The sequence below is a fragment of the Citrobacter sp. MGH110 genome (assembly GCF_001037515.1).
GTDB lineage: Bacteria > Pseudomonadota > Gammaproteobacteria > Enterobacterales > Enterobacteriaceae > Citrobacter > Citrobacter portucalensis.
Window position 1 is genome coordinate 1,775,672 of the sequence record NZ_KQ089830.1, and the last position, 22,487, is coordinate 1,798,158.

Sequence of the window (22,487 nt, forward strand, 5' to 3'; positions counted from 1 at the left end):
TATGGCAGGAATTTGTAGGTCGGATAAGGCAACGCCGCCATCCGGTAACTTGTGCGCTCTCGCCTGATGGCGCTGCGCTTATCAGGCCTACGAGTCTTAACCGTTGGCGGCAACTTTGCGCAGGTCGAACACCCGGCACGCCTTTCCTTCTGAGCGCGGGATGCTGCCGCAGTTAACAATGCTTACGTCCGTTGAAATACCGACCATCGACTTAATACGATGACGCAAATGATGGCAAATCTGGCAGCGCTGCTCATGGCTTAGCACCAGGCTACTCTCTTTAAGCTCCACGCGTACCGAAAGCGAATCAAGATGCCCTCGGCGATCCACTTCCAACTGGTAATGTGGAGCCAGATGTTCAATCTTGAGGATCTCTTCTTCCACCTGCGATGGGAAGACGTTGACGCCGCGAATAATCAGCATATCGTCGCTGCGCCCGCTAATGCGATCCATACGACGCATCGTGCGCGCGGTACCCGGCAGCAGGCGCGTCAGGTCGCGGGTACGATAACGAATGACCGGTAGCGCTTCTTTCGTCAGCGTGGTGAACAGCAATTCGCCGTGCTCGCCGTCAGCCAGTGGTGTACCGTCATCCGGATTGACCACTTCCGGGAAGAAATGATCCTCCCATATTGTCGGACCATCACCCGTTTCGATGCACTCCATCGCCACGCCCGGCCCCATCACTTCCGAGAGGCCATAAATATCCAGCGCCGTAATACCCAGGCGACGTTCGATCTCCGCGCGCATCCCCGTTGTCCACGGCTCTGCGCCAAAGACACCGGTACGCAGCGAACAACCCCGCGCGTCACCGCCCATCTGGCGCTCCAGCTCTTCAATCAGGTTCAGACAGTAGGATGGCGTGACCATAATCATGTCAGGTTTGAAATCGCGAATCAGGTGCGCCTGTTTCTCGGTTTGACCGCCGGACATCGGGATAACCGTTGCCCCCAGGCGTTCCGCGCCGTAGTGCGCGCCCAGTCCGCCGGTGAAAAGGCCATAGCCATAAGCGACGTGGATTTTATCTTTCGCGGTACCGCCTGCGGCACGCAGCGAGCGGGCGACGATGTTAGCCCAGGTATCGATATCATTTTGCGTATAGCCCACCACCGTCGGTTTACCCGTGGTGCCGGATGATGCATGGATACGCACCACCTGCTCCATCGGTACCGCGAAGGTGTCGAAGGGATAGTTGTCACGCAGATCCTGCTTGGTGGTGCAGGGAAACTTGCTCAGATCGCTCAGCTCACGGAAATCATCCGGGTGAACCCCCGCCGCGTCGAACTTACGGCGGTACATCGGGACATTTTCATAGGCGTGTTTTAACGTCCATTTCAGGCGCTCGGTTTGCAAAGCCTGTAATTCGTCACGCGATGCGGTTTCAATCGGATCTAATTTTGTTGTTGTCGTTGTCATTTTGTAGGGCACTCGCAGGTCAATTAGCTCACACTCGCTCAAGGATCATGGCAATGCCCTGACCCACGCCAATACACATCGTACACAGCGCATAACGTCCATTGCGTCGTTCCAGCTCCAGCGTTGCGGCCAGCGCTAACCGCACACCGCTCATCCCCAGCGGGTGACCTAAAGCGATAGCCCCCCCATTGGGATTCACGTGTTCTGCGTCATCTGCCAGTCCAAGCTGTCTCATCACACCCAACGCCTGGGCGGCAAAGGCTTCATTCAGCTCAATCACATCCATATCGTTGATATTCAGCCCGGCGCGCTCCAGCACTTTTCGTACCGCAGGAACTGGCCCAAGCCCCATAAACTTCGGCTCCACGCCCGCCGTCGCCATCGCGACAATGCGTGCACGCGGCGTTAGTCCCTGGGCCTTTATGTGTTGCTCGCTGGCTACGATCATTGCTGCCGCGCCGTCGTTCACCCCAGAGGCATTGCCTGCGGTGACCACGCCGTTCTTACGAAACGGTGTTTTCAGTTGTGCGAGTTGCTCCAGCGTGGTTTCTGCACGCGGATGTTCATCTTCACGTATTGCGCTAACTGCCCCTTTCTTGCCAATGATTTGTACCGGCACAATTTCCTGCGCCAGAATGCCGTCACGCTGGGCTTTCGCCGTGCGCTGCTGGCTGCGATACGCAAAGGCGTCCTGGTCCCCTCGGCTTATATTTAACAATTCAGCTACATTCTCCGCCGTTTCAGGCATGCTGTCAGTTCCGAATTGTTGCTGCATGAGCGGGTTCACAAAACGCCAGCCAATGGTGGTATCAAACATTTCTGCCTGACGCTGAAACGGCACGGTCGCTTTGCCCATTACAAACGGCGCGCGTGACATTGACTCAACACCACCAGCGATCAGCAGGTCGGCATCACCGGCTTTGATCGTGCGAGCAGCGAAGCCGATCGCATCAAGCCCGGAGCCGCACAGACGGTTGATGGTCGTGCCGGCAACGCTGTGCGGATACCCCGCCAGCAAGGTCGCCATATGCGCCACGTTGCGGTTATCCTCGCCCGCCTGGTTGGCGCAACCGAAGATCACATCGTCAATAGCGCTGGGATCCAGGCGTGGGTTGCGGTTGAGTAATTCACGCAACGGGATGGCCGCCAGATCGTCGGCACGCACGCCTGCCAGCGCCCCGCCGTAGCGACCAATCGGGGTACGAATACCGTCACAAATAAATGCGTCACGCATTAGACTTCTCCTGTAATCGTGCCACCGATGCGGTGGGATTTGCCGCGAAACAGAGCCACGGTTTTGTGTTGCTGATTGACAATTTCAATGTCGTAAACGCCAGTGAGTTTGCCTTGCTGCTTGACCCGCGCGGTGGCGGTCAGTTTGTCACCTGCAAAGGCCGGACGCAGAAAGTCGATACTGGCCGCTGAGGCTACTGCTGCCAGTCCCTGACTGTTGCAGGCGTAAGCAAAGGCAGTATCTGCCAGTGAAAACAGTTGCCCGCCGTGACAGGTCTGATGGCCATTCAGCTGCGACGGCGACACGGTCATGGTCATCTGTGAATAACCGTCGTCCATCTCAATAATTTCAATCCCCAGCGCCTGCGCGCAGGTGTCTTTCACATACATGGCGCGGGCGTTGCGCCAGGCTTCGTTACTCATGACGCATCTCCATCAGCGCTTTCTGGCGCAGCAGCGCACTCGGGCGATAGCGTTCTTCGCCGTAGTGCTGTTGTAGATTTTCCAGCAGACGCAGCACACGTCCCCAGCCGAGCGATTCGCCCCAGGCCAGCGGCCCGTGCGGGTAGTTGACCCCCAAGCGCATGGCGGTATCGATATCCTCGGCGCTGGCGACTCCTTTTTGCAGCGCATCCAGCGCTTCGTTCGCCAGCATCGCTACCGTGCGCCATACCAGCAGCCCTGGATAGTCGGCAATACGCAGCACTTTTTTGCCCTGCTGCTGGAAGTAGTACACCGCTTTGTCGGTGGCTGAAGCCGGGTTGGTTGGTGCGCTTGCCAGAACGACGGTGTCGCCCGCAGCATGGTCATACACCACCACCGGGCGCTGGTGCTGCGCGCTTAAGGCCAGCGCGGTTTCACCGGTAGTTTCAAGGAGCAGCACATCATCCAGTTCAGTGACAACGTCACGCTTGATATTTTTTGCTGCATTTTCAGGCGCTACCGCTGCAACAGCCAGTTCAGGCGATACCTCAGCAGGCCAGCAATAGACGCCGTGGCCGCTCTTCTTGCCCAGACGCCCCGCCAGAGCGAGCTCCTGTTGCAGCAAAGACGGTAGAAAACGGCGGTCCTGCCAGAAGGCGTTAAACACCGAACAGGTCACGGCAAAGTTGACGTCCTGGCCAATCAAGTCGGTCAGCGCCAGCGGTCCCATCGGGAACCCGCCGCCGTCGCGCAGTGCGGCATCAATCACTTCCGCTGACGCAACCTGTTCTTCCAGTGCACGCCAGGCTTCGGCGTAGTACGGACGGGCCACGCGGTTAACGATAAAGCCTGGCGTAGAGCGGCAGCGCACCGGCTGTTTGCCCCAGGCAGTCACGCACTGGCAAAGCTGCTCGACCACTTCCGTTGAGGTGGCAAGGCCGCTCACCACTTCCACCAGTTTCATCACCGGTGCCGGGTTAAAGAAGTGCAGCCCCGCCACACGTTCCGGATGCTTCACTCCCGCCGCAATCGCGGTAATTGAGATCGACGAGGTATTACTGGTTAGCAGCGTTGACGGCAAACAGATCTCCGCCAACTGACTAAACAGCGCTTTTTTAATTTCCAGCCGCTCGGACGCGGCTTCAATCACCAGTTGTGCATCGGCAAGCTGATTCAGTTCAGTCGCGGGGGCGATCCGTGCCAGCAGCTCACTGGCCTGTTCCGCACTGATTTTTCCACGACCAACACGAACGTCGAGTCGCTGGCGTATACCCTCAATGGCGCGAGTAATCGCCTCAGCGGAAATGTCATACAGCAGGACCGAATGTCCGGCGCTGGCAGCCACCTCGGCAATGCCTGCACCCATTGTTCCGCCGCCGATCACGGCAACGCGGGGAAGAGTTTGCGTCATGGCTTATTTCCCGCTGAACTGTGGTGGACGTTTGGCGAGGAAGGCGCTGACCCCTTCGCGATAGTCATCGCTGCGACCGGCCATGCGCTGGTAGTCGCGCTCAAGCTCAAGCTGCTGATCCAGCGTGTTGGTTTCGGAAAGCTGCAAGGCTTTCTTAATCAGCCCTAGGCCATAGGTCGGCTGCGTCGCGAAATGGCGCGCCATGGTCAACGCGGTATCTTTCAACTCGGCATCGTCGACCACTTGCCAGATCATGCCCCACTGCGCGGCCTGTTCGGCGCTGAGGTTATCGCCAAGCATCAGCAAACCCACGGCGCGAGCACGACCGGCTACGCGCGGCAGCACCCAGCTTCCGCCGCAGTCCGGCACCAGGCCTAGCTTGCTGAAGGCCATGACAAACTTCGCCGAGCGCGCGGCAAGGACGATGTCGCAGCCCAAGGCCAGCGTGGCACCAGCACCAGCGGCAACGCCGTTGACGGCGCAGATAACCGGCTTCGGCAGCGCGGCTAAGCGGCGCACCAGCGGGTTGTAGAAGCGTTCCACCGACATGCCCAGATCCGGCGCGGGGCCGCTCGGGTCAACGTTACGGTCGTTCAGATCCTGTCCGGCGCAAAATCCGCGCCCGGCGCCGGTGATCAGCAGGCAACGAATGGTGTCGTCGCGCTCGGCCAGTTTCAGGCAATCGGCAAGCTGCTGGTGCATCACGTCGTTAAAGCTGTTGAGTCGGTCCGGGCGGTTCAGGATGATAGTCATCACGCCCTGCTCCACTTCGCTGAGAATAAATGCGTCCACGATTAGCGTCCTTTAAATTCCGGTGTGCGTTTTTCTAAAAAGGCGCTGACGCCTTCACGACGATCTTCGGTGCCGCTCAGCAGCGTAAACAGCTGACGTTCCTGCACCAGACCGGCCTGGAGACCCACTTCTTGCGCAGCGCGTAGAGACTGTTTTGCCGCCCGCAGCGCCAGCGGTGAGTGACGGGCGATGGTCGCCGCCAGCTTGAGCGCGTATTCATCGGAGAGGTTCGCCGGGTGAATGTCACTCACCAGCCCGGCCTGTTGCGCTCGTTCGGCATCAATGCTTTCACCGCTCAGCACCATTCGGCTGGCCAGCGCTTTGCCAACACAACGGATAAGCCGCTGCGTACCGCCCGCCCCTGGCATGGTGCCGAGAGTAATCTCCGGCAGACCAAAGCGGGCGTTATCCCCGGCAATCACCAGGTCGCACAGCAGAGCCAGCTCGCACCCGGCTCCCAGCGCGTAACCGTTAACCACCGCGATCAACGGCTTGTTGAAGGCATCAATACGTGCCCACAGGCGAGGACGAATATCGTCGAAAGTGGCGGGCAGATCTTTTTCCGCCATTTCATTAAGATCGGCCCCGGCGGCGAAATAGCGCGGGTTGCCGCCAATCACGCAAACGCTGATGCTGGCGTCCGCCGCCGCGCTTTCCAGCGCGTCAGCAATCTGCGTTAGCAGCGCATTGTTCAGGGCGTTACGCGCCTGCGGACGGTTCAGGGTCAGTTGCAGTACACGGTCGTGACGGGAAATCAGCAGTTCGCTCATGCCATCCCCCGCGCATCGAAGTCGACCACTACGTCACCGCTGGTTGGCAGCGCCTGGCAGCTCAGCACATAGCCCGCCGCTAGTTCATCGGCTTCAAGGCTGTAGTTGGCGGCCATCGCCACCTCGCCGCTGACCACCTTGCATTTGCAGGTGGCGCACACGCCGCCTTTACAGGCGAACGGCAGGTCAGCGCCCTGGCGCAACGCGGCGTCGAGAATGCTGTCATCTTCCGCACTCAGTGAAATCAGGCGATCGCGCCCATCCTGACGAAGGGTGACCGTGCGGCCTTCCGCCTGCACGCCGGTGGCGCGTTTCACGCTGGTCCCCGGCGTATTGAAACGCTCAAGGTGAATGGATTTTTCCGCTATGCCCAGTTCGCGCAGTGCCACTTCGGCTTCATCCATCATTGCCGATGGGCCACAGATAAAGGCGTCGTCAAAGCGGCTGAAATCGAGCAGGTTTTTGCCCAGCGCACGCAGTTTGTCGCCGTCGATACGACCCTGTAGCAGATCGCTGTCCATCGACTCCTGACTGAACAGGTGCACCACCTGTAAACGCTGCGGATAGCGGTCTTTCAGATCGGCCAGCGCCTGACGGAACATCATGCTGTGGCTGCTGCGGTTGCCGTAGATCAGGGTGAACTGGCTGGCCGGTTCGGTCGTCAGCGTCGCTTCAATAATCGCCATCATCGGCGTAATGCCGGACCCGGCGGCAATCGCCAGATATTCGGCTTCGCGCTCGGCCTGCGGCTGGTAGCCGAAGTGCCCTTGCGGCACCATCACCTCCAGCGCCATACCCTGCTGGATATCCTGCTGGGCATAGCGGGAGAAACGCCCACCGTCGATAGCTTTAACCGCGACGCTAATTTCCGACGGCGAGCGGCTGCGACAAATGGAGTAACACCGACGCAGCTCTTCTCCACCGAGGTGAGCTTTCAGCGTCAAATGCTGGCCCGGTCGAAAGGCGTAGTCATTACGCAGCGCGTCAGGAATGGTGAAAGTGATGGTCACCGCATCGCGCGTTTCCGCTTCGACGTTGGCCACGGTAAGCGAATGAAATGTTGTCATCGCAACCTCAAATACATTTAAAGTAATCAAAGGGTTCACGGCAGCTGTCGCAGCGATACAACGCTTTACAGGCCGTGGATCCGAATTCGCTAATCAGCGAGGTATGGGTGCTGGCGCAGCGCGGGCACTGTACGTCAGTTGGCATTTCGGCATGACAGGCGTGGGCCTGCGGCGGGCTGATACCATACTGGCGCAGGCGTTCGCGGGCATCCGGGCTCATCCAGTCAGTGGTCCACGGTGGGTCAAGCTGCAAGACGATATGTACTGGCGTATAGCCGTGCTCCGCCATCACCATGCGAATTTCACCCAGTAGATGCTCGGTGGCCGGGCAGCCGGAGTACGTCGGCGTAAAGCCGATTACCCAGCCGTCGCCGCAGCGCTCAACGCTGCGTACCATGCCGAGATCGGTGATGGTCAGCACCGGCACTTCCGGATCGGAAATCGCACTTAACAGCCCCCAAACGGTGTGCACCTCTGGCGGTGCGATCGCGGTAAGACGTTGCATAGCCACCTCCTGCTACCACTGCTGCCCAGGATACGCACGCTGCAAGTACTGCATCTCGGCCAACATAGGCCCGAGATGTTCGCTGTGTAGCCCCTGCTTACCGCCGTTGCGAAACGCCGCCTCTTGCGGAACCTGTAAACCAGAATCAATCAGCGCAGTGTGTACCGTCATTTGCCATTCGGTTTGCAGTTCGCGCGGATCGACGGCAATGCCCTGCCTGGCCAGAGCGATCTCCAGTTCGTCGGCAAGGAACAATTCGCCGGTGTAACGCCACAGATTGTCCACCGCCTTCTGCATCAGTTGCGCGGAGTAGTCAGTACCATTCCCCAGTCGCTCCAGCCAGCCGCGGCTGAAGCGCAGGTGATAACGCACTTCTTTCAGTCCTTTGGCAGCGATAGCCGCAATCTGCTTATCGCGGCTGTTAACCAAACGAGTGAACAGCGCCACATGCCAGACGTCGATAAAGAACTGGCGAGCGATCGTGTCGGCAAAGTTGCCGTTAGGCTGTTCCACCAGCAACAGATTGCGGAACTGACGCTCGTCACGACCAAAAGCCAGCGTGTCTTCGTCGCCGTTACCCGCCAGTTCGGCGGCGTAGCTGAGGAAGTTGCGCGCCTGCCCCAGCAGGTCGAGGCCGATATTAGCCAGCGCCAGATCAATCTCCAGCTCCGGCGCATGACCGCACCAGGCACCCAGACGCTGAGCCAGCACCAGGCCGTTATCGCCCAGACGCAGGGCATAGGTTGCAACGGGATTCAGGTTATTCATCGTTGCCTCACATATGTTCCATGCCGTCCGGCACGGTGTAGAACGTGGGATGGCGATAGACTTTGCTCTCCGCCGGGTCAAAAAATTCACCGCGTTCTTCCGGCTGTGACGCAACAATTTCGCTGGCTTTCACCACCCAGATGGAGCAGCCTTCGCTGCGGCGTGTATAGGCATCGCGTGCATTTTCCAGCGCCATCTGGTCATCGGCGGCATGCAGACTGCCAACGTGACGGTGTGATAACCCCTGTTTGCTGCGGACAAAAACTTCGTATAACGGCCAGTATGTTTTGCTCATGACTCTCTCCTTACGCCGCGTCGCGGGCCTGTTGCTTTTCGGCGTGCGCCAGTGCGGCCTCGCGCACCCATGCCCCTTCTTCCCAGGCCTTACGCTTTGCGCCCAGACGTTCGTGGTTGCAGACACCACGACCGTTGATGACCTCATTAAATTCCTGCCAGTCGATCTCACCGAATCGATATTTCCCCGTCGCTTCATCAAGCTGTAGGTCGGCGTCCGGCACGGTCATACCGAGGATTTCTACCTGCGGGACCGTGTTATCAACAAAGCGCTGACGCAGTTCGTCGTTGGAGTGCAGTTTGATTTTCCACGCCATACTGCGGGCACTGTTCGGTGAGTTGTCGTCGTTCGGGCCAAACATCATCAACGCAGGCCACCAGAAACGGTTGATGGCGTCCTGCAGCATCTGACGCTGTTCCTCGCTACCGGTAGCCAGCGCCATACACGCTTCGAAGCCCTGACGCTGATGGAAGCTCTCTTCTTTGCAGATTTTGACCATCGCCCTGGCATACGGGCCGTAGGAGGTACGACACAGCGCCACCTGGTTAACAATCGCCGCGCCATCGACCAGCCAGCCGATCACACCGATATCCGCCCAGCTCAGGGTTGGGTAGTTGAAGATGGAGGAGTATTTCATCTGGCCGTCGAGCATCTTCTGGTACAGATCTTCACGCGCGCAGCCCAGTGTTTCCGCCGCGCTGTAGAGGTACAGACCGTGTCCGGCCTCGTCCTGTACTTTTGCGAGCAGAATGGCCTTACGCCGCAGCGTGGGTGCGCGGGTTATCCAGTTGCCTTCCGGCAGCATGCCGACAATTTCCGAGTGCGCATGCTGGCCAATCTGGCGGATCAGCGTCTTACGGTATGCGTCCGGCATCCAGTCCTGCGGCTCGATGGCCGTTTCCTGCGCGATGCGCTGGTCAAAACGTTGTTCTTCTGTCACGTCATCACCTTATGATTCCGATAATTTCAACAAATCAATATTTGCGAATCACTTTGTTTTATAAAAGTTACATCTTGGTTAAATAAAACCACAAATTTTGTTTACTGATTTTGCGATACTTGTCGCAAAGGGTTTTTGTTTATTCATTAATAACAGATAGATAACCAATAAAGGTAAAGTGTTCGCGATCTCATTGTTAACAAATTATTAAAATCTCACTTGCATTTTGTGATTCATAAAAGAACTATTTAAAGAGATATTACGGAACACATCTGGAGATTAACGATGCAGCAGTTAGCCAGTTATTTATCCGGTGCCTGGCAGACAGGCCGGGGCCGCACCCGCACCATCCACCACGCCCTTACCGGTGAAGCGCTTTGGGAAGTGACAAGCGTTGGACTGGATATGGCGCAGGCGCGCCGCTTTGCGATTGAGCACGGCGGCAAAGCGTTACAGGCAATGAGTTTTATTGAGCGCAGCGCGATGCTAAAAGCGGTGGCGAAGCATTTAATGGAACTGAAAGCCGATTTCTATGCCATATCCGCGCAAACCGGAGCAACGCGCGGTGACAGCTGGGTCGATATCGAAGGCGGTATTGGCACGCTTTTCACTTATGCCAGTCTCGGTGGCCGCGAGCTGCCGGACGATACGCTGTGGCCGGAAGACGAACTGATCCCGCTGTCCAAACAGGGCGGTTTTGCCGCACGCCACGTGCTGACCTCCAAATCCGGTGTTGCGGTGCATATCAACGCCTTTAACTTCCCCTGCTGGGGTATGTTAGAGAAGCTGGCGCCAACCTGGCTTGCCGGGATGCCAGCCATTATCAAACCTGCAACCGCCACCGCGCAGCTCACTCAGGCAATGGTGAAAGCGATTATCGACAGTGGCCTGGTACCGAACGGCGCAATTAGCCTTATCTGCGGCGGCGCGGGTGACCTGCTCGATCACCTCGACAGCCAGGATGTGGTGACCTTTACCGGTTCTGCTCATACCGGACAGCAGCTGCGCGTGCACCCCAATCTGGTGGCTAAATCGGTTCCTTTCACCATGGAAGCGGATTCACTCAACTGCTGCGTGCTGGGTGATGACGTCACCCCAGAACAGCCTGAGTTTGCATTGTTTGTACGTGAAGTAGTGCGCGAGATGACGACCAAAGCCGGGCAGAAATGTACCGCTATCCGCCGCATTATCGTGCCACAGTCGCAGGTGAAAGCAGTCAGCGAGGCGCTGATTACCCGTCTGCAAAAAGTGGTAATGGGCGATCCGGCGCAGGAAGGCGTGAAGATGGGGTCGCTGGTGAATAACGATCAGCGTCAGGACGTACAGGATAATGTGAATCGTCTGGTTGAAGCCGGGTGTGAGGTGCTGCTGGGCGGAAAAGCAGATCTGAGCACGGCTGGGGCTTTCTTCCCGCCAACGCTGCTGTTTTGTCCGCAGCCGGATGAAATTGCCGCGGTACATGCAATTGAAGCCTTTGGTCCGGTCGCCACGCTGATGCCGTATCAAAATACCGGGCATGCCATGACGCTGGCGCGCGCCGGTGAAGGCAGTCTGGCAGGAACGCTGGTGACGGCGAGCGGCGAACTGGCGCGAGAGTTTGTCCTCGGTGCGGCCCGCGCCCACGGGCGTATTCAGGTGCTGAACGAAGAGTCCTCGGCGGAATCGACCGGTCACGGCTCTCCGCTGCCACAGCTGGTCCACGGCGGGCCTGGACGTGCAGGCGGCGGTGAAGAGCTGGGTGGTCTGCGCGCGGTGAAACACTACATGCAACGCACCGCCATTCAGGGCAGCCCAACCATGCTCGCGGCGGTAAGCCAACAGTGGGTGCGTGGCGCTCGGGTGGAGGAAGATCGTATTCACCCGTTCCGTAAATACTTCGAAGAGATCCAGCCGGGCGACAGCCTGCTGACGCCACGTCGTACACTGACCGAAGCGGATATCGTTAACTTTGCCTGCCTCAGCGGTGACCACTTCTACGCCCATATGGACAAGATTGCAGCAGCCGATTCCATTTTCGGCGAGCGCGTGGTGCACGGTTACTTCCTGATTTCCGCCGCAGCCGGTCTGTTTGTTGACGCGGGCGTCGGTCCGGTGATTGCCAACTATGGCATGGAAAACCTGCGCTTTATCGAGCCGGTTAAGCCGGGCGACACTATCCAGGTGCGTTTAACCTGCAAACGCAAAACGGTGAAACGTCAGCGCAATGCCGAAGAAAAAGCGACCGGCGTGGTGGAGTGGTCGGTGGAGATCTTTAATCAGCACCAGCAGGCGGTGGCGCTGTATTCCATTCTGACGTTGGTTGCGCGTCAGCATGGGGATTTCCCGGCGTAAGATTCCGGCGTAGCTTCGCTCGATTAGGCTTGAAACAAAAAAGCAAAAAGCCTGCTTAGTTTCCTAAGCAGGCTTCTTAAATATGGCTCCTCTGACTGGACTCGAACCAGTGACATACGGATTAACAGTCCGCCGTTCTACCGACTGAACTACAGAGGAATCGTTGTGGAGGCTTATCTTAGCGGCGAAAAAAATTTTGTCAAACTCCATTTCCTCAAATGCGAATCAATTGATGCTTCTCTCGACAGTTTGTTGCATTTACAGACATTTTAAATAGAAAAAACTTTGCAGCTTTTTTGATTCTCCCTCATCATTTGAAATGAGGTTTCAACTTTCTTCGTTAAGGTCCACTTTGAACGTCTCCGCTGCCTTACGCCAGGTCGCTTCCCGCACGCCCTGGTATGCCAAACGCAAGAGTTATAAGGTTCTCTTTTGGCGCGAAATCACTCCGCTGGCTGTCCCCATTTTTCTGGAAAACACCTGTGTGCTATTGATGGGTGTTCTCAGTACCTTCCTGGTCAGCTGGTTGGGAAAAGAAGCGATGGCCGGTGTCGGACTCGCCGACAGCTTTAATATGGTCATCATGGCATTTTTCGCCGCCATCGATCTGGGCACCACTGTGGTTGTAGCATTTAGCCTCGGGAAACGAGATCGTCGACGGGCCAGAGCCGCGGCCAGACAATCACTGGTGATCATGACAATTTTTGCTACCGTTCTGGCAGCGGTCATTCACTATTTTGGTCAACAGATTATTGACGTTGTCGCAGGTGAAGCAACGCCAGACGTTAAAGCTTTGGCACTCACCTATCTGGAGCTGACGGTGCTCAGCTACCCGGCAGCAGCCATTGCGCTGATTGGCAGTGGCGCACTACGTGGAGCCGGAAATACAAAAATACCGTTGTTGATTAACGGCGGCATGAACATCCTGAATATCATCATCAGTAGCATCCTGATTTACGGGATCTTTTCCTGGCAAGGTCTGGGATTTGTGGGAGCAGGTCTGGGACTGACCATTTCGCGCTACATCGGGGCGATTGCCATCATCTGGGTACTGATGATTGGTTTTAACCCCGCGCTGCGAATTCCCTTCAAAAGCTATTTTAAGCCACTCAATCTCGCCATTATCTGGGAGGTGATGGGGATCGGCATTCCGGCAAGTATCGAGTCAGTGCTGTTCAATGGCGGTAAACTTTTGACGCAGATGTTTGTTTCAGGCATGGGAACCAGCGTTATCGCCGGGAACTTTATTGCATTTTCTATCGCCGCGCTTATCAACTTACCGGGTAATGCTTTAGGTTCCGCGTCGACAATCATTACCGGCAGGCGTTTGGGAAATGGCCAGATTGCCCAGGCTGAAATCCAGCTACGGCATGTATTCTGGCTGTCGACGATCGGCCTGACGGCAATTGCCTGGTTAACCGCTCCTTTCGCCGGGGTGATGGCCTCATTTTATACCCACGATCAGGATGTAAAAGAGGTCATAGTCATCCTGATTTGGCTCAACGCAGCATTTATGCCGATATGGGCAGCCTCCTGGGTATTACCAGCAGGCTTTAAAGGTGCGCGAGATGCACGTTTTGCTATGTGGGTATCGATGCTGGGCATGTGGGGCTGCCGCGTAGTCGCGGGTTACACCCTGGGTATCGTATTAGGATGGGGAGTTGTCGGCGTTTGGTTAGGTATGTTCTTCGACTGGGCCGTGCGCGCCGCGTTATTTTACTGGCGTATGGTCACCGGCCGCTGGCTGTGGAAATACCCGCGCCCCGAACGCGAAAAGTGCATAAAACAACCGGTTGCGTCTGAATAAGCGGCGAAATGGGGAATATTTCAGCAAACGATCGCATTTATCCATTCAGGCTTTGACAACGCTGAGCGGCATCGCTAATATTCGCCTCGTTCAAACGATTCCTCTGTAGTTCAGTCGGTAGAACGGCGGACTGTTAATCCGTATGTCACTGGTTCGAGTCCAGTCAGAGGAGCCATATTTAAGAAACCTGCTTAGGAAACTAAGCAGGCTTTTTGCTTTTCTGCGATCCTATTCGCCAAGTAGACCGCTTCACTCCACACCAGGTTTTTCCATACTGCCGACGGGAGAATGTCCGTCTGCTTATGCAAAATGTCTCTATGATCCAATTCGTTAACGTCATGGTTAAGTATCTTATCGTGCAACGACATCAGAATGAGACCCATACTTGCCCATGCCGATACTGCTGAAAGCAGCGCTAACCGCTTTATTAGTAATTCCATTGAGTACAATAGCCGGTGAGAAAGTCACGCTACGTTGCCCGGACAGAGGCTGGGCGGAGGTGACATTTCATCTGTTCCAGCACGTTAGCGTGCTGTGGGAAAACAATAGTTTTTATGTTTCCGATGCCCGGCGTAGTCAGAGTAATAAATTCTATACGTTTACCAATCGAGATGTTCTTTCGGTGAAGAATGGATTTCAGTTTATTTATGCGGATTCGGGACGGGCGGTGTCTTGTTCGATATTGTCGCGGGTGCCGACGCAGGATCTGAGGCTGGAGACCTTGAGGTAACGCAGAGTTCTCCCCGCCATTCGGTGACGTCAGAGAAGCCCGTTTACTCACGGGCTTTTGTAATTAAATCTGATAATCAATCACCGCCTCATCTGGCTCCATAGCCTGACGCTTAATTTCATCGACGGATAACCCTGCATTGCATAGCTCGATGAATCGCCAGACGTAGTTGCGCTGCAGCTGTCCGCGTTTAAGCCCTAGCCAAACGGTATTTGCATCAAACAAATGCCGGGTATCCAGACGGGTTAAGGTCCCCTCTTCCTGCTCGCCGCTGGATTGCTCTGCCACCAGCCCAATCCCCAACCCCAGCGACACGTAAGTTTTAATCACATCCGAGTCCTGGGCGCTGAGAATAATATCCGGTATCAGCCCTTTGCGAGCAAATGCTTCATCGATGCGGGAACGCCCTGTAATCCCCTGACGATAGGTAATTAACGGCCAGTGAGCAATAGACTCCAGCGTGAGCGGAGAGGCTTTCACTAATGGATGGTCGTGAGGAACAAGCAGGCTGTGGTGCCAACGAAACCAGGGAAAAGCCACCAACAATGGATCGCTGCTCAGCCGCTCACTGGCAATTCCGATATCTGCCCCGCCATTTTGTAGCAGGACATCAATCTCCTGTGGCGTACCCTGAATAAGTTCCAGACGCACCTCAGGGAACAGCTCACGAAAAGCTTTTATCACCGCAGGCAAGCTATAGCGTGCCTGGGTATGCGTGGTGGCAATCGTCAGAACGCCGGACGTGTCATTGGTAAACAGATCCGCCAGTCGACGAACATTACTGGCCTCATTCAGAATACGCTCGGCAATAACCAGCAAGGCTTTACCCGGTTCGGTCATGCCCAACAGGCGTTTACCGCGACGGATAAAAATCTCGATACCAAGTTCATCTTCAAGTTCACGAATGTGTCGGCTGACGCCCGACTGCGAGGTGTACAGTATATTCGCGACCTCTGTCAGGTTGTAATCCTGACGGGCCGCCTCGCGGATTATTTTAAGTTGCTGGAAATTCACGTTTCGCTCCGGGCACATCAGACATTACGCTATTGTTAAAGTCTGATGCCCGGCATAACAAATAATAAAAACCTGCATCTTATTCCTTGTGGGAATAAGGTTTAGCTGACCAGCTGCAGCTCGCGATTTTCCAGCGCCGGACGGCTGACCAGCGACAACAGGATCTCCTTCACGGCCTGCGCCTGGGGCGATAAACTCCCTCTGGCTGATACGTTCAACGATAATGGCAGATTCATCGATGGTGTTGTGATGCGCGCCATCCAGCCGTTCGCCGCATTGCATAATGAACGGGCGGCCGACTCAGGCAACACTGTGACACCCATACCACTGGCAATGGCGGCCGTTAGGGTGGAGATAGACTCAATTTCGCCAATCACTTTAGCCGTTAAGCGACGTAGCGAAAAAGCTTCATCCACGCGCAGGCGAACCGCGCTGTAATCCCGTGGCAAGAACAAATTCATCTGCGCCACTGCGGCTAAATCGACGCTTTGCCCCGGACACTCACGCGTGCCGACCAGGTACAGATCCTCTTTAAGCAACGGTTGACTGCTGATGCCCGCCACAGGAGAACGCTCATAGAGCACTGCCATATCTAATTGCCCGCTGAGCAGCTTGTCATTCAGCACTGCCCCACTGTTTTCATGCAAATAGACCAGCACATCAGGCAGTTCGGCACGTAGCGTTTGTAATAACGGCATGGTAATGGATGACGCGACTGTCCCCGGCGCAAGGCCGATAGAGACCTGTCCACTCAAGGTCTGGCCCACGTTATTAACCGCAAGTTGCGCCTGTTCGCACTGACGTAAAATCGTCCGGGCGTGGGTATATAGCACTTTTCCTGCTTCCGTCGGCGTGACGCCACGCTTGGTACGAATCAGCAATTGCTGATCCAGCTCACCTTCCAGCGTAGCGACCTGCTGGCTCAGCGCGGGTTGCGCAATGTGCAACACTTCCGCTGCCTGGGTCAGGCTACCAATATCGACGATTTTCACGAAATATTTCAGTCGTCTGAAGTTCATTTTGCCTCCTGTCGGAATACCAGAACCCGTGCTGGCAGTCATTAAATTCAGGATTGCAAGATGCTTGCCACTTTCGTCTAAAACGGTGTTTTACGGTTAAAGCCGCGTAAAGTCAGGAGTAAAAGCGAAGGAAGATCATTCTGCACACCTAAGTATCTCATTCAGGCTGCCCTGGAAGAGGTAGACACGCACCAGAATGGGGCAAAAGCATAAAAAGACGGAAAGATCGCCGCTTTGCTGATTTTGTCAGCAAACGAACACACAAATGTATTTACCCCTTTGACAAGCCTCACCACCCTCGCTAATATGCGCCTCGTTCAAACGATTCCTCTGTAGTTCAGTCGGTAGAACGGCGGACTGTTAATCCGTATGTCACTGGTTCGAGTCCAGTCAGAGGAGCCATATTTAAGAAGCCTGCTTAGGAAACTAAGCAGGCTTTTTGCTTTTATGCCATTGCTCAGTGCGCATATCAAAACCTCAACTTAGTCTGGCCAACACTTCATTCATAATAGCCGCAGGTATTTGTTCCAGACGCTTACCGTTCCGGGCTTCCATATCAATAGACAGGAACAACAATGAGTTGAGATGTCCACTCTTCGCTCACAGTAGACTTTAAACTCACCCAGTACCTTCGCTCTGTGCCAGCAGAGGACTTTTCTATCACCGCTGATATATTAATCAATGTAGAGCAGGCCATATTTATAATATAAATTGACGGGTACGCTGAATTTTACAGGAACATCTCCAATGAATATTGCCGCCTCAATTGCCCTTTTGGGCGCTTGCCCATTTGTGAGTCTGGCGGCAGTACCGGAGACCTTTTCCGAAACTGCCCTGGATGCCGCAGGGCCAAAAGGCCCTTTGAAAGGCACGTTACTCACCCCGAATTCAAAACCAACAGCCGTTGTTCTTATCGTTCCTGGCTCCGGGCCAACCGATCGGGATGGAAACAACCCGCTTGGTGTGAATGCATCGCCTTACCGACTTCTTGCTGAAGGCCTGGCTGCCAAAGGTTTTGCGACGCTTCGTATCGACAAACGTGGAATGTTCGCTAGCGCAATGGCCGTAGACGATGCCAATGCGGTGACGATTGCTGACTATGTTGACGACATTCGATCCTGGGTAGACGTGCTTAGACGTCACATGCACACTCCCTGTGTTTGGGTTTCAGGACACAGCGAAGGGGGTGTAGTCGCACTTGCCTCGGCTCAAGAAGAGAATGTGTGCGGTGTGGTTCTTATCGCAACGCCTGGGAGGCCGATGGGCGAGGTGTTGAGGGGGCAACTTAACGCTAATCCGGAAAATGAAATTCTATTAAAGCAGGCGCTGCCGATAATTGATGCTCTGGAGCATCGGCGGCGAGTCGATATTACGAATATTCACCCAGCACTGCAAAGTATCTTTAATCCTGCTGTTCAGGGGTTTTTGATCAATGCATTTTCATATAATCCGGGTCATCTCATTTCGAGTATTTCCAAACCCGTGTTAGTGCTACAAGGGCAACGCGATCTCCAGGTGGAAGAAACGGATGCAAGACTGCTTAAGGCCGCGAATCCTCAAGCGTCCCTGGTTATACTGCCCAATATGAACCATGTTATGAAAGAGGTGACTTCGGACGATCGCAAAGCGAATATCGCGACATACGCTGAACCCGCGCTCCCCTTAGCTCCCGGTTTAATCGACTCGATTGAGCATTTCCTGATCCGCAACTCACCTTTTCCCGAAAAGTAACAGCTGCTCTGCTCTCGGTGTCCTCCCAAGACGGTTTACTTTTAAAGAGTTCAGCATGCTTTAAAGCATTCGTCTGCTCCATGCTCACAGCAGACATGGTCAGATGTCATTCCAACCGTCACATGCCAGAAGCAGACTCCCCTTCCCCATCCGATATCCACCTCATAACATTTTTATAAATAACAACGCATTAAGAAGTTCAACGTAATACAATTATATTTCTAATTGTAATGATAACCATTCTCATATTACTATAATCGCGTGATAATTAACTTTTGATACATTCCACATGTCTGACCACGCCACTACCACTGCTTCCTTTACGCTCGAGTCGCTTTATGGCGCACATCACGGCTGGTTGAAAAGCTGGCTGACGCGCAAACTCCAGTCCGCCTTTGATGCAGATGACATTGCCCAGGACACTTTTCTACGGGTAATGGGCAGCGACTCGCTCTCGACGATCCGCGATCCGCGCTCCTTTCTGTGCACTCTCGCCAAACGGGTGATGGTCGACCTGTTTCGCCGAAACGCGCTGGAAAAAGCCTATCTGGAGATGTTGGCGCTTATGCCGGAGGCGCTCGCGCCTTCCCCCGAGGAACGCGAGAGCCAGCTCGAAACCCTGCAACTCATCGACAGCATGCTTGACGGGCTGAACGGAAAAACACGAGAAGCGTTTCTGCTTTCGCAACTGGATGGTCTGACATACAGCGAGATCGCGCTGAAGCTCGGTATCTCCGTCAGTTCGGTGAAAAAGTATATGGCAAAGGCTATCGAACATTGTCTGCTGTTTCGTCTGGAGCACGGTCTGTGAACGCTTCTATCACCGATTCTCGCCGCCAGGCATTGCGCTCGGCATCGCACTGGTATGCTGTATTGAGCGGCGAGCGTGTCAGCCCACAGCAAGAAGCGCGCTGGCAACAATGGTACGAAGAGGACAAAGATCATCAGTGGGCCTGGCAACAGGTTGAAAACCTGCGCAGCCAGCTCAGCCGCGTACCGGGCGATGTTGCCAGCCGGGCGCTGCACGATACGCGCCTTACCCGTCGTCATGTCATGAAAGGGCTACTGCTGCTGCTCGGCGTGGGCGGCGGCTGGCAGCTCTGGCAGTCTGAAGCCGGTGAAGGTCTGCGCGCGGATTACCGCACCGCCAAAGGCGCGGTCAGCCATCAGCGGCTGGAAGATGGCTCGCTGCTGACGCTCAACACACAAAGCGCCGCGGACGTTCATTTTGATACGCGTCAACGAGTTGTCCATCTCTGGTACGGAGAAATTGCTATTACTACCGCAAAAGACGCGCAGCAGAGACCTTTCCGCGTTGTGACCCGTCAGGGCCAGCTCACCGCATTAGGCACAGAATTTACCGTCTACCAGCAGGACAACGTCACACGCGTTGTCGTTCAACAACACGCTGTTGAAGTCTTACTGGCAAATCGTCCGCAGGAAAAACGCATCGTCAGCGCTGGCGAGAGCCTGCAGTTTAGCGCGTCTGAATTTGGTGCAATAGCCTCAGCGGATGATGAAAGCGCCACCTGGACGCAGGGCATTCTGAGCTTCAGCGATAAACCTTTGAGTGAAGTGATTGCCACGCTGAGCCGTTATCGCAACGGCGTGCTGCGCTGCGATCCGGCTGTAGCCGGGTTACGCCTGAGTGGCACTTTCCCGCTGAAAAATACTGATGCAATCCTGGATGTTATTGCCAAGACTCTTCCAGTGAAAATTCAGTCAGTTACGCGATACTGGGTAAATATTTCCGCACTATAAGAAAAATAATTCTCATTTCGATTGTCCTTTTTCCCCTTCTCATTCGACTCATAGATGAACACAACAAAAATGATGATGGAGAAGGTATGACGCCTTTACGCGTTTTTCGCAAAACAACACCTTTGGTTAACGCCGTTCGCCTGAGCCTGCTGCCGCTTGCCGGGCTGTCGTTATCCGCCTTCGCAGCGCAGGTTGATATTGCACCGGGTTCGCTCGACAAAGTCCTTAATCAGTATGCCGCGCTCAGCGGAATTACCCTGTCGGTTGACGCCAGCCTGACGCGCGGCAAACAGAGTAACGGTCTTTACGGTGACTACGACGTCGAAACCGGCCTGCAACACCTGCTGAACGGTAGTGGCCTGCAGGTGAAACCGCTGGGTAATAACAGCTGGACGCTGGAGCCCGCACCAACACCGCAAGAAGATGCCCTGACCGTGGTGGGCGACTGGCTGGGGGATGCGCGCGAAAACGACGTTTTCGAACATGCTGGCGCACGTGACGTTATCCGCCGTGAGGATTTCGCCAAAACCGGCGCAACATCCATGCGCGAGGTACTGAACCGCATTCCTGGCGTTACCGCCCCAGAAAACAACGGCACCGGTAGCCACGATCTGGCGATGAACTTTGGTATTCGCGGCCTGAATCCGCGCCTGGCCAGCCGTTCAACGGTACTGATGGACGGTATTCCCGTGCCGTTTGCCCCTTACGGCCAGCCGCAGCTTTCACTGGCGCCTGTCTCACTCGGAAATATGGACGCCATCGACGTGGTTCGCGGCGGTGGCGCAGTGCGTTACGGGCCACAGAGCGTGGGCGGGGTGGTGAACTTTGTTACCCGCGCTATTCCGCAAGACTTCGGCATGGAAGCCGGCGTGGAAGGCCAGCTCAGCCCAACATCTTCACAAAATAACCCAAAAGAAACGCACAACCTGATGGTGGGCGGCACGGCGGATAACGGTTTTGGTACCGCCCTGCTTTACTCCGGTACACGTGGAAGCGACTGGCGCGAACACAGCGCGACCCGCATCGACGACCTGATGCTGAAAAGCAAATATGCGCCAAACGAAGTGCATACCTTCAACAGTCTGTTGCAATACTACGACGGTGAAGCTGACATGCCCGGTGGCCTGTCTCGCGCGGATTACGACGCCGACCGCTGGCAATCCACGCGCCCTTACGATCGCTTCTGGGGGCGCCGCAAGCTGGCAAGCCTCGGCTATCAGTTCCAGCCGGACAGCCAGCATAAATTCAATATTCAGGGCTTCTACACTGAAACCCTGCGCAGCGGCTACCTGGAACAGGGAAAACGCCTCACCCTTTCACCGCGTAACTACTGGGTACGCGGCATTGAACCACGCTACAGTCAGAGCTTTATGGTGGGTCCTTCCGCGCACGAAGTGGGCGTGGGATACCGTTATGTGAGCGAGTCGACGCATGAAATGCGTTACTACACGGCCACCAGCAGCGGACAACTGCCGTCCAACGCCAGCCCTTACGATCGCGACACTCGTTCGGGCACCGAAGCGCACGCCTGGTATCTGGATGACAAAATCGACATTGGCAACTGGACTATCACACCGGGTATGCGCTTTGAACATATCGAGTCATACCAGAACAACGCCATCAAAGGCACACATGAGGAAGTAAGCTACAACGCCCCACTTCCGGCGCTAAATGTGCTTTATCACCTGACTGATAGCTGGAATCTTTATGCAAACACTGAAGGCTCATTCGGCACCGTACAGTACAGCCAAATTGGCAAGGCTGTGCAAAGCGGCAATGTGGAACCGGAAAAAGCGCGAACCTGGGAGCTCGGAACCCGATACGACGATGGCGCGCTGACGGCGGAAATGGGGCTGTTCCTGATTAACTTTAATAATCAGTACGATTCCAACCAAACCAACGACACCGTTACTGCACGCGGTAAAACGCGTCATACCGGACTGGAAACTCAGACTCGCTATGATCTCGGCACATTGACGCCAACGCTCGACAACGTTTCAGTCTACGCAAGCTATGCGTATGTGAACGCTGAGATTCGCGAGAAAGGTGATACCTATGGCAATCAGGTGCCCTTCTCACCAAAACACAAAGGCACGTTGGGCGTGGACTATAAGCCGGGCAACTGGACCTTCAATCTGAATAGTGATTTCCAGTCCAGCCAGTTTGCGGATAACGCCAACACCGTTAAAGAGAGCGCTGACGGCAGTACCGGTCGCATCCCTGGCTTTATGCTCTGGGGCGCACGCGTAGCCTATGACTTCGGCCCGCAGTTGGCAGACCTGAACCTGGCGTTCGGTGTGAAAAATATCTTCGACCAAGAGTATTTCACCCGCTCTTACGACGACAACAACAAAGGCATCTACGCAGGCCAGCCGCGCACGCTGTATATGCAGGGTTCGTTGAAGTTCTAAACCCCGTTTACCCGGCCTGCATGCTGTTTTTGTAGGTCGGGCAAACGAAACGCCACCCGACGC

Annotated in this window: 20 protein-coding genes, 3 tRNA genes and 1 pseudogene; 9 read left to right on the forward strand and 15 right to left on the reverse strand. The window is 55.4% G+C overall.

The window, feature by feature from the left end; genetic code table 11:
* Window positions 1-96: 96 nt before the first annotated feature.
* The 11 genes from paaK to paaA are packed head-to-tail and all read right to left on the reverse strand — an operon-like array spanning window position 97 to window position 9,620.
* Window positions 97-1,416: a phenylacetate--CoA ligase PaaK gene (gene paaK, locus SK38_RS08540; RefSeq protein WP_048235625.1), complete on the reverse strand. Its 1,320-nt coding sequence runs from the start codon at window positions 1,414-1,416 to the stop codon at window positions 97-99.
* Between the two features lie 28 nt (window positions 1,417-1,444).
* Window positions 1,445-2,650: a 3-oxoadipyl-CoA thiolase gene (gene pcaF / locus SK38_RS08545; RefSeq protein ID WP_048235626.1), complete on the reverse strand. Its 1,206-nt coding sequence runs from the start codon at window positions 2,648-2,650 to the stop codon at window positions 1,445-1,447.
* Window positions 2,650-3,072 carry a hydroxyphenylacetyl-CoA thioesterase PaaI gene (paaI, locus tag SK38_RS08550; protein ID WP_003832239.1) on the reverse strand — a complete coding sequence of 141 codons (423 nt, stop codon included), beginning with the start codon at window positions 3,070-3,072 and terminating at the stop codon, window positions 2,650-2,652. Before paaI ends, pcaF begins: the two co-directional genes overlap by 1 nt.
* Window positions 3,065-4,483, reverse strand: a complete 1,419-nt coding sequence (gene paaH, locus SK38_RS08555) for a 3-hydroxyacyl-CoA dehydrogenase PaaH (RefSeq protein WP_048235627.1) — start codon at window positions 4,481-4,483, stop codon at window positions 3,065-3,067. Before paaH ends, paaI begins: the two co-directional genes overlap by 8 nt.
* Before the next feature lie 3 nt (window positions 4,484-4,486).
* Complete coding sequence (gene paaG, locus SK38_RS08560; RefSeq protein ID WP_048235628.1) at window positions 4,487-5,275, reverse strand: 2-(1,2-epoxy-1,2-dihydrophenyl)acetyl-CoA isomerase PaaG; 789 nt, start codon at window positions 5,273-5,275, stop codon at window positions 4,487-4,489.
* Between the two features lie 2 nt (window positions 5,276-5,277).
* Entirely contained in the window at window positions 5,278-6,045 is a 768-nt protein-coding gene (gene paaF / locus SK38_RS08565) for a 2,3-dehydroadipyl-CoA hydratase PaaF (RefSeq protein ID WP_048235629.1), read from the reverse strand.
* Window positions 6,042-7,112, reverse strand: coding sequence for a 1,2-phenylacetyl-CoA epoxidase subunit PaaE (paaE, locus tag SK38_RS08570; protein WP_048235630.1), 1,071 nt, complete (start codon window positions 7,110-7,112; stop codon window positions 6,042-6,044). The genes paaF and paaE overlap by 4 nt, the downstream gene beginning before the upstream one ends.
* Window positions 7,113-7,119: 7 nt before the next feature.
* Window positions 7,120-7,617, reverse strand: a complete 498-nt coding sequence (gene paaD, locus SK38_RS08575) for a 1,2-phenylacetyl-CoA epoxidase subunit PaaD (RefSeq protein ID WP_032943004.1) — start codon at window positions 7,615-7,617, stop codon at window positions 7,120-7,122.
* A 12-nt stretch (window positions 7,618-7,629) separates the two neighbouring features.
* Entirely contained in the window at window positions 7,630-8,385 is a 756-nt protein-coding gene (gene paaC, locus SK38_RS08580) for a 1,2-phenylacetyl-CoA epoxidase subunit PaaC (protein WP_048235631.1), read from the reverse strand.
* A gap of 7 nt (window positions 8,386-8,392) precedes the next feature.
* A complete protein-coding gene (paaB, locus tag SK38_RS08585; RefSeq protein ID WP_032943000.1) occupies window positions 8,393-8,680 on the reverse strand; it encodes a 1,2-phenylacetyl-CoA epoxidase subunit PaaB in 288 nt (95 codons plus the stop codon).
* A gap of 10 nt (window positions 8,681-8,690) precedes the next feature.
* Window positions 8,691-9,620 (reverse strand): 1,2-phenylacetyl-CoA epoxidase subunit PaaA, encoded by a 930-nt coding sequence (paaA, locus tag SK38_RS08590; RefSeq protein WP_032942998.1) that lies wholly within the window; start codon window positions 9,618-9,620, stop codon window positions 8,691-8,693.
* A 285-nt stretch (window positions 9,621-9,905) separates the two neighbouring features.
* Here paaA and paaZ point away from each other — a divergent pair, with 285 nt between their 5' ends.
* Window positions 9,906-11,951 (forward strand): phenylacetic acid degradation bifunctional protein PaaZ, encoded by a 2,046-nt coding sequence (gene paaZ / locus SK38_RS08595; protein ID WP_048235632.1) that lies wholly within the window; start codon window positions 9,906-9,908, stop codon window positions 11,949-11,951.
* Window positions 11,952-12,034: 83 nt separating this feature from the next.
* Here the strand turns inward: paaZ and SK38_RS08600 are convergent.
* A tRNA-Asn gene (locus tag SK38_RS08600) sits at window positions 12,035-12,110 on the reverse strand.
* A gap of 6 nt (window positions 12,111-12,116) precedes the next feature.
* Here SK38_RS08600 and SK38_RS25410 point away from each other — a divergent pair.
* The 3 genes from SK38_RS25410 to SK38_RS08610 all read left to right on the forward strand — a co-directional run bounded on the left by SK38_RS25410 (window position 12,117) and on the right by SK38_RS08610 (window position 13,933).
* Window positions 12,117-12,224 carry a DUF5951 family protein gene (locus SK38_RS25410; RefSeq protein WP_223115835.1) on the forward strand — a complete coding sequence of 36 codons (108 nt, stop codon included), beginning with the start codon at window positions 12,117-12,119 and terminating at the stop codon, window positions 12,222-12,224.
* Window positions 12,225-12,270: 46 nt separating this feature from the next.
* Window positions 12,271-13,758, forward strand: coding sequence for an EmmdR/YeeO family multidrug/toxin efflux MATE transporter (locus SK38_RS08605; protein ID WP_003846749.1), 1,488 nt, complete (start codon window positions 12,271-12,273; stop codon window positions 13,756-13,758).
* Window positions 13,759-13,857: 99 nt separating this feature from the next.
* A tRNA-Asn gene (locus tag SK38_RS08610) sits at window positions 13,858-13,933 on the forward strand.
* A gap of 618 nt (window positions 13,934-14,551) precedes the next feature.
* Here the strand turns inward: SK38_RS08610 and cbl are convergent.
* Together cbl and nac are read right to left on the reverse strand one after the other, a co-directional pair.
* Window positions 14,552-15,502 carry an HTH-type transcriptional regulator Cbl gene (cbl, locus tag SK38_RS08620; RefSeq protein ID WP_048214440.1) on the reverse strand — a complete coding sequence of 317 codons (951 nt, stop codon included), beginning with the start codon at window positions 15,500-15,502 and terminating at the stop codon, window positions 14,552-14,554.
* Between the two features lie 101 nt (window positions 15,503-15,603).
* Window positions 15,604-16,521: a nitrogen assimilation transcriptional regulator NAC gene (gene nac / locus SK38_RS08625; protein WP_008784390.1), complete on the reverse strand. Its 918-nt coding sequence runs from the start codon at window positions 16,519-16,521 to the stop codon at window positions 15,604-15,606.
* A 326-nt stretch (window positions 16,522-16,847) separates the two neighbouring features.
* Between nac and SK38_RS08630 the strand changes: the two genes are divergently transcribed.
* Window positions 16,848-16,923 (forward strand) — tRNA-Asn (locus SK38_RS08630).
* Window positions 16,924-16,998: 75 nt separating this feature from the next.
* Here SK38_RS08630 and SK38_RS24980 read toward each other — a convergent pair.
* Window positions 16,999-17,085 (reverse strand): annotated as a pseudogene (locus SK38_RS24980) (type II toxin-antitoxin system PemK/MazF family toxin); the annotation flags it as partial.
* 183 nt (window positions 17,086-17,268) lie between these two features.
* Between SK38_RS24980 and SK38_RS08635 the strand changes: the two are divergent.
* The 4 genes from SK38_RS08635 (at window position 17,269) to fecA (ending at window position 22,424) form a co-directional block, all read left to right on the forward strand.
* Window positions 17,269-18,252, forward strand: coding sequence for an alpha/beta hydrolase (locus tag SK38_RS08635; protein ID WP_048235634.1), 984 nt, complete (start codon window positions 17,269-17,271; stop codon window positions 18,250-18,252).
* A 289-nt stretch (window positions 18,253-18,541) separates the two neighbouring features.
* Window positions 18,542-19,063 (forward strand): ferric citrate uptake sigma factor FecI, encoded by a 522-nt coding sequence (gene fecI, locus SK38_RS08640; protein ID WP_008784388.1) that lies wholly within the window; start codon window positions 18,542-18,544, stop codon window positions 19,061-19,063.
* Window positions 19,060-20,013: a ferric citrate uptake sigma factor regulator FecR gene (gene fecR, locus SK38_RS08645; protein ID WP_048235635.1), complete on the forward strand. Its 954-nt coding sequence runs from the start codon at window positions 19,060-19,062 to the stop codon at window positions 20,011-20,013. The genes fecI and fecR overlap by 4 nt, the downstream gene beginning before the upstream one ends.
* Before the next feature lie 86 nt (window positions 20,014-20,099).
* Entirely contained in the window at window positions 20,100-22,424 is a 2,325-nt protein-coding gene (gene fecA, locus SK38_RS08650) for a TonB-dependent Fe(3+) dicitrate receptor FecA (RefSeq protein ID WP_048235636.1), read from the forward strand.
* Window positions 22,425-22,487: the final 63 nt, after the last annotated feature.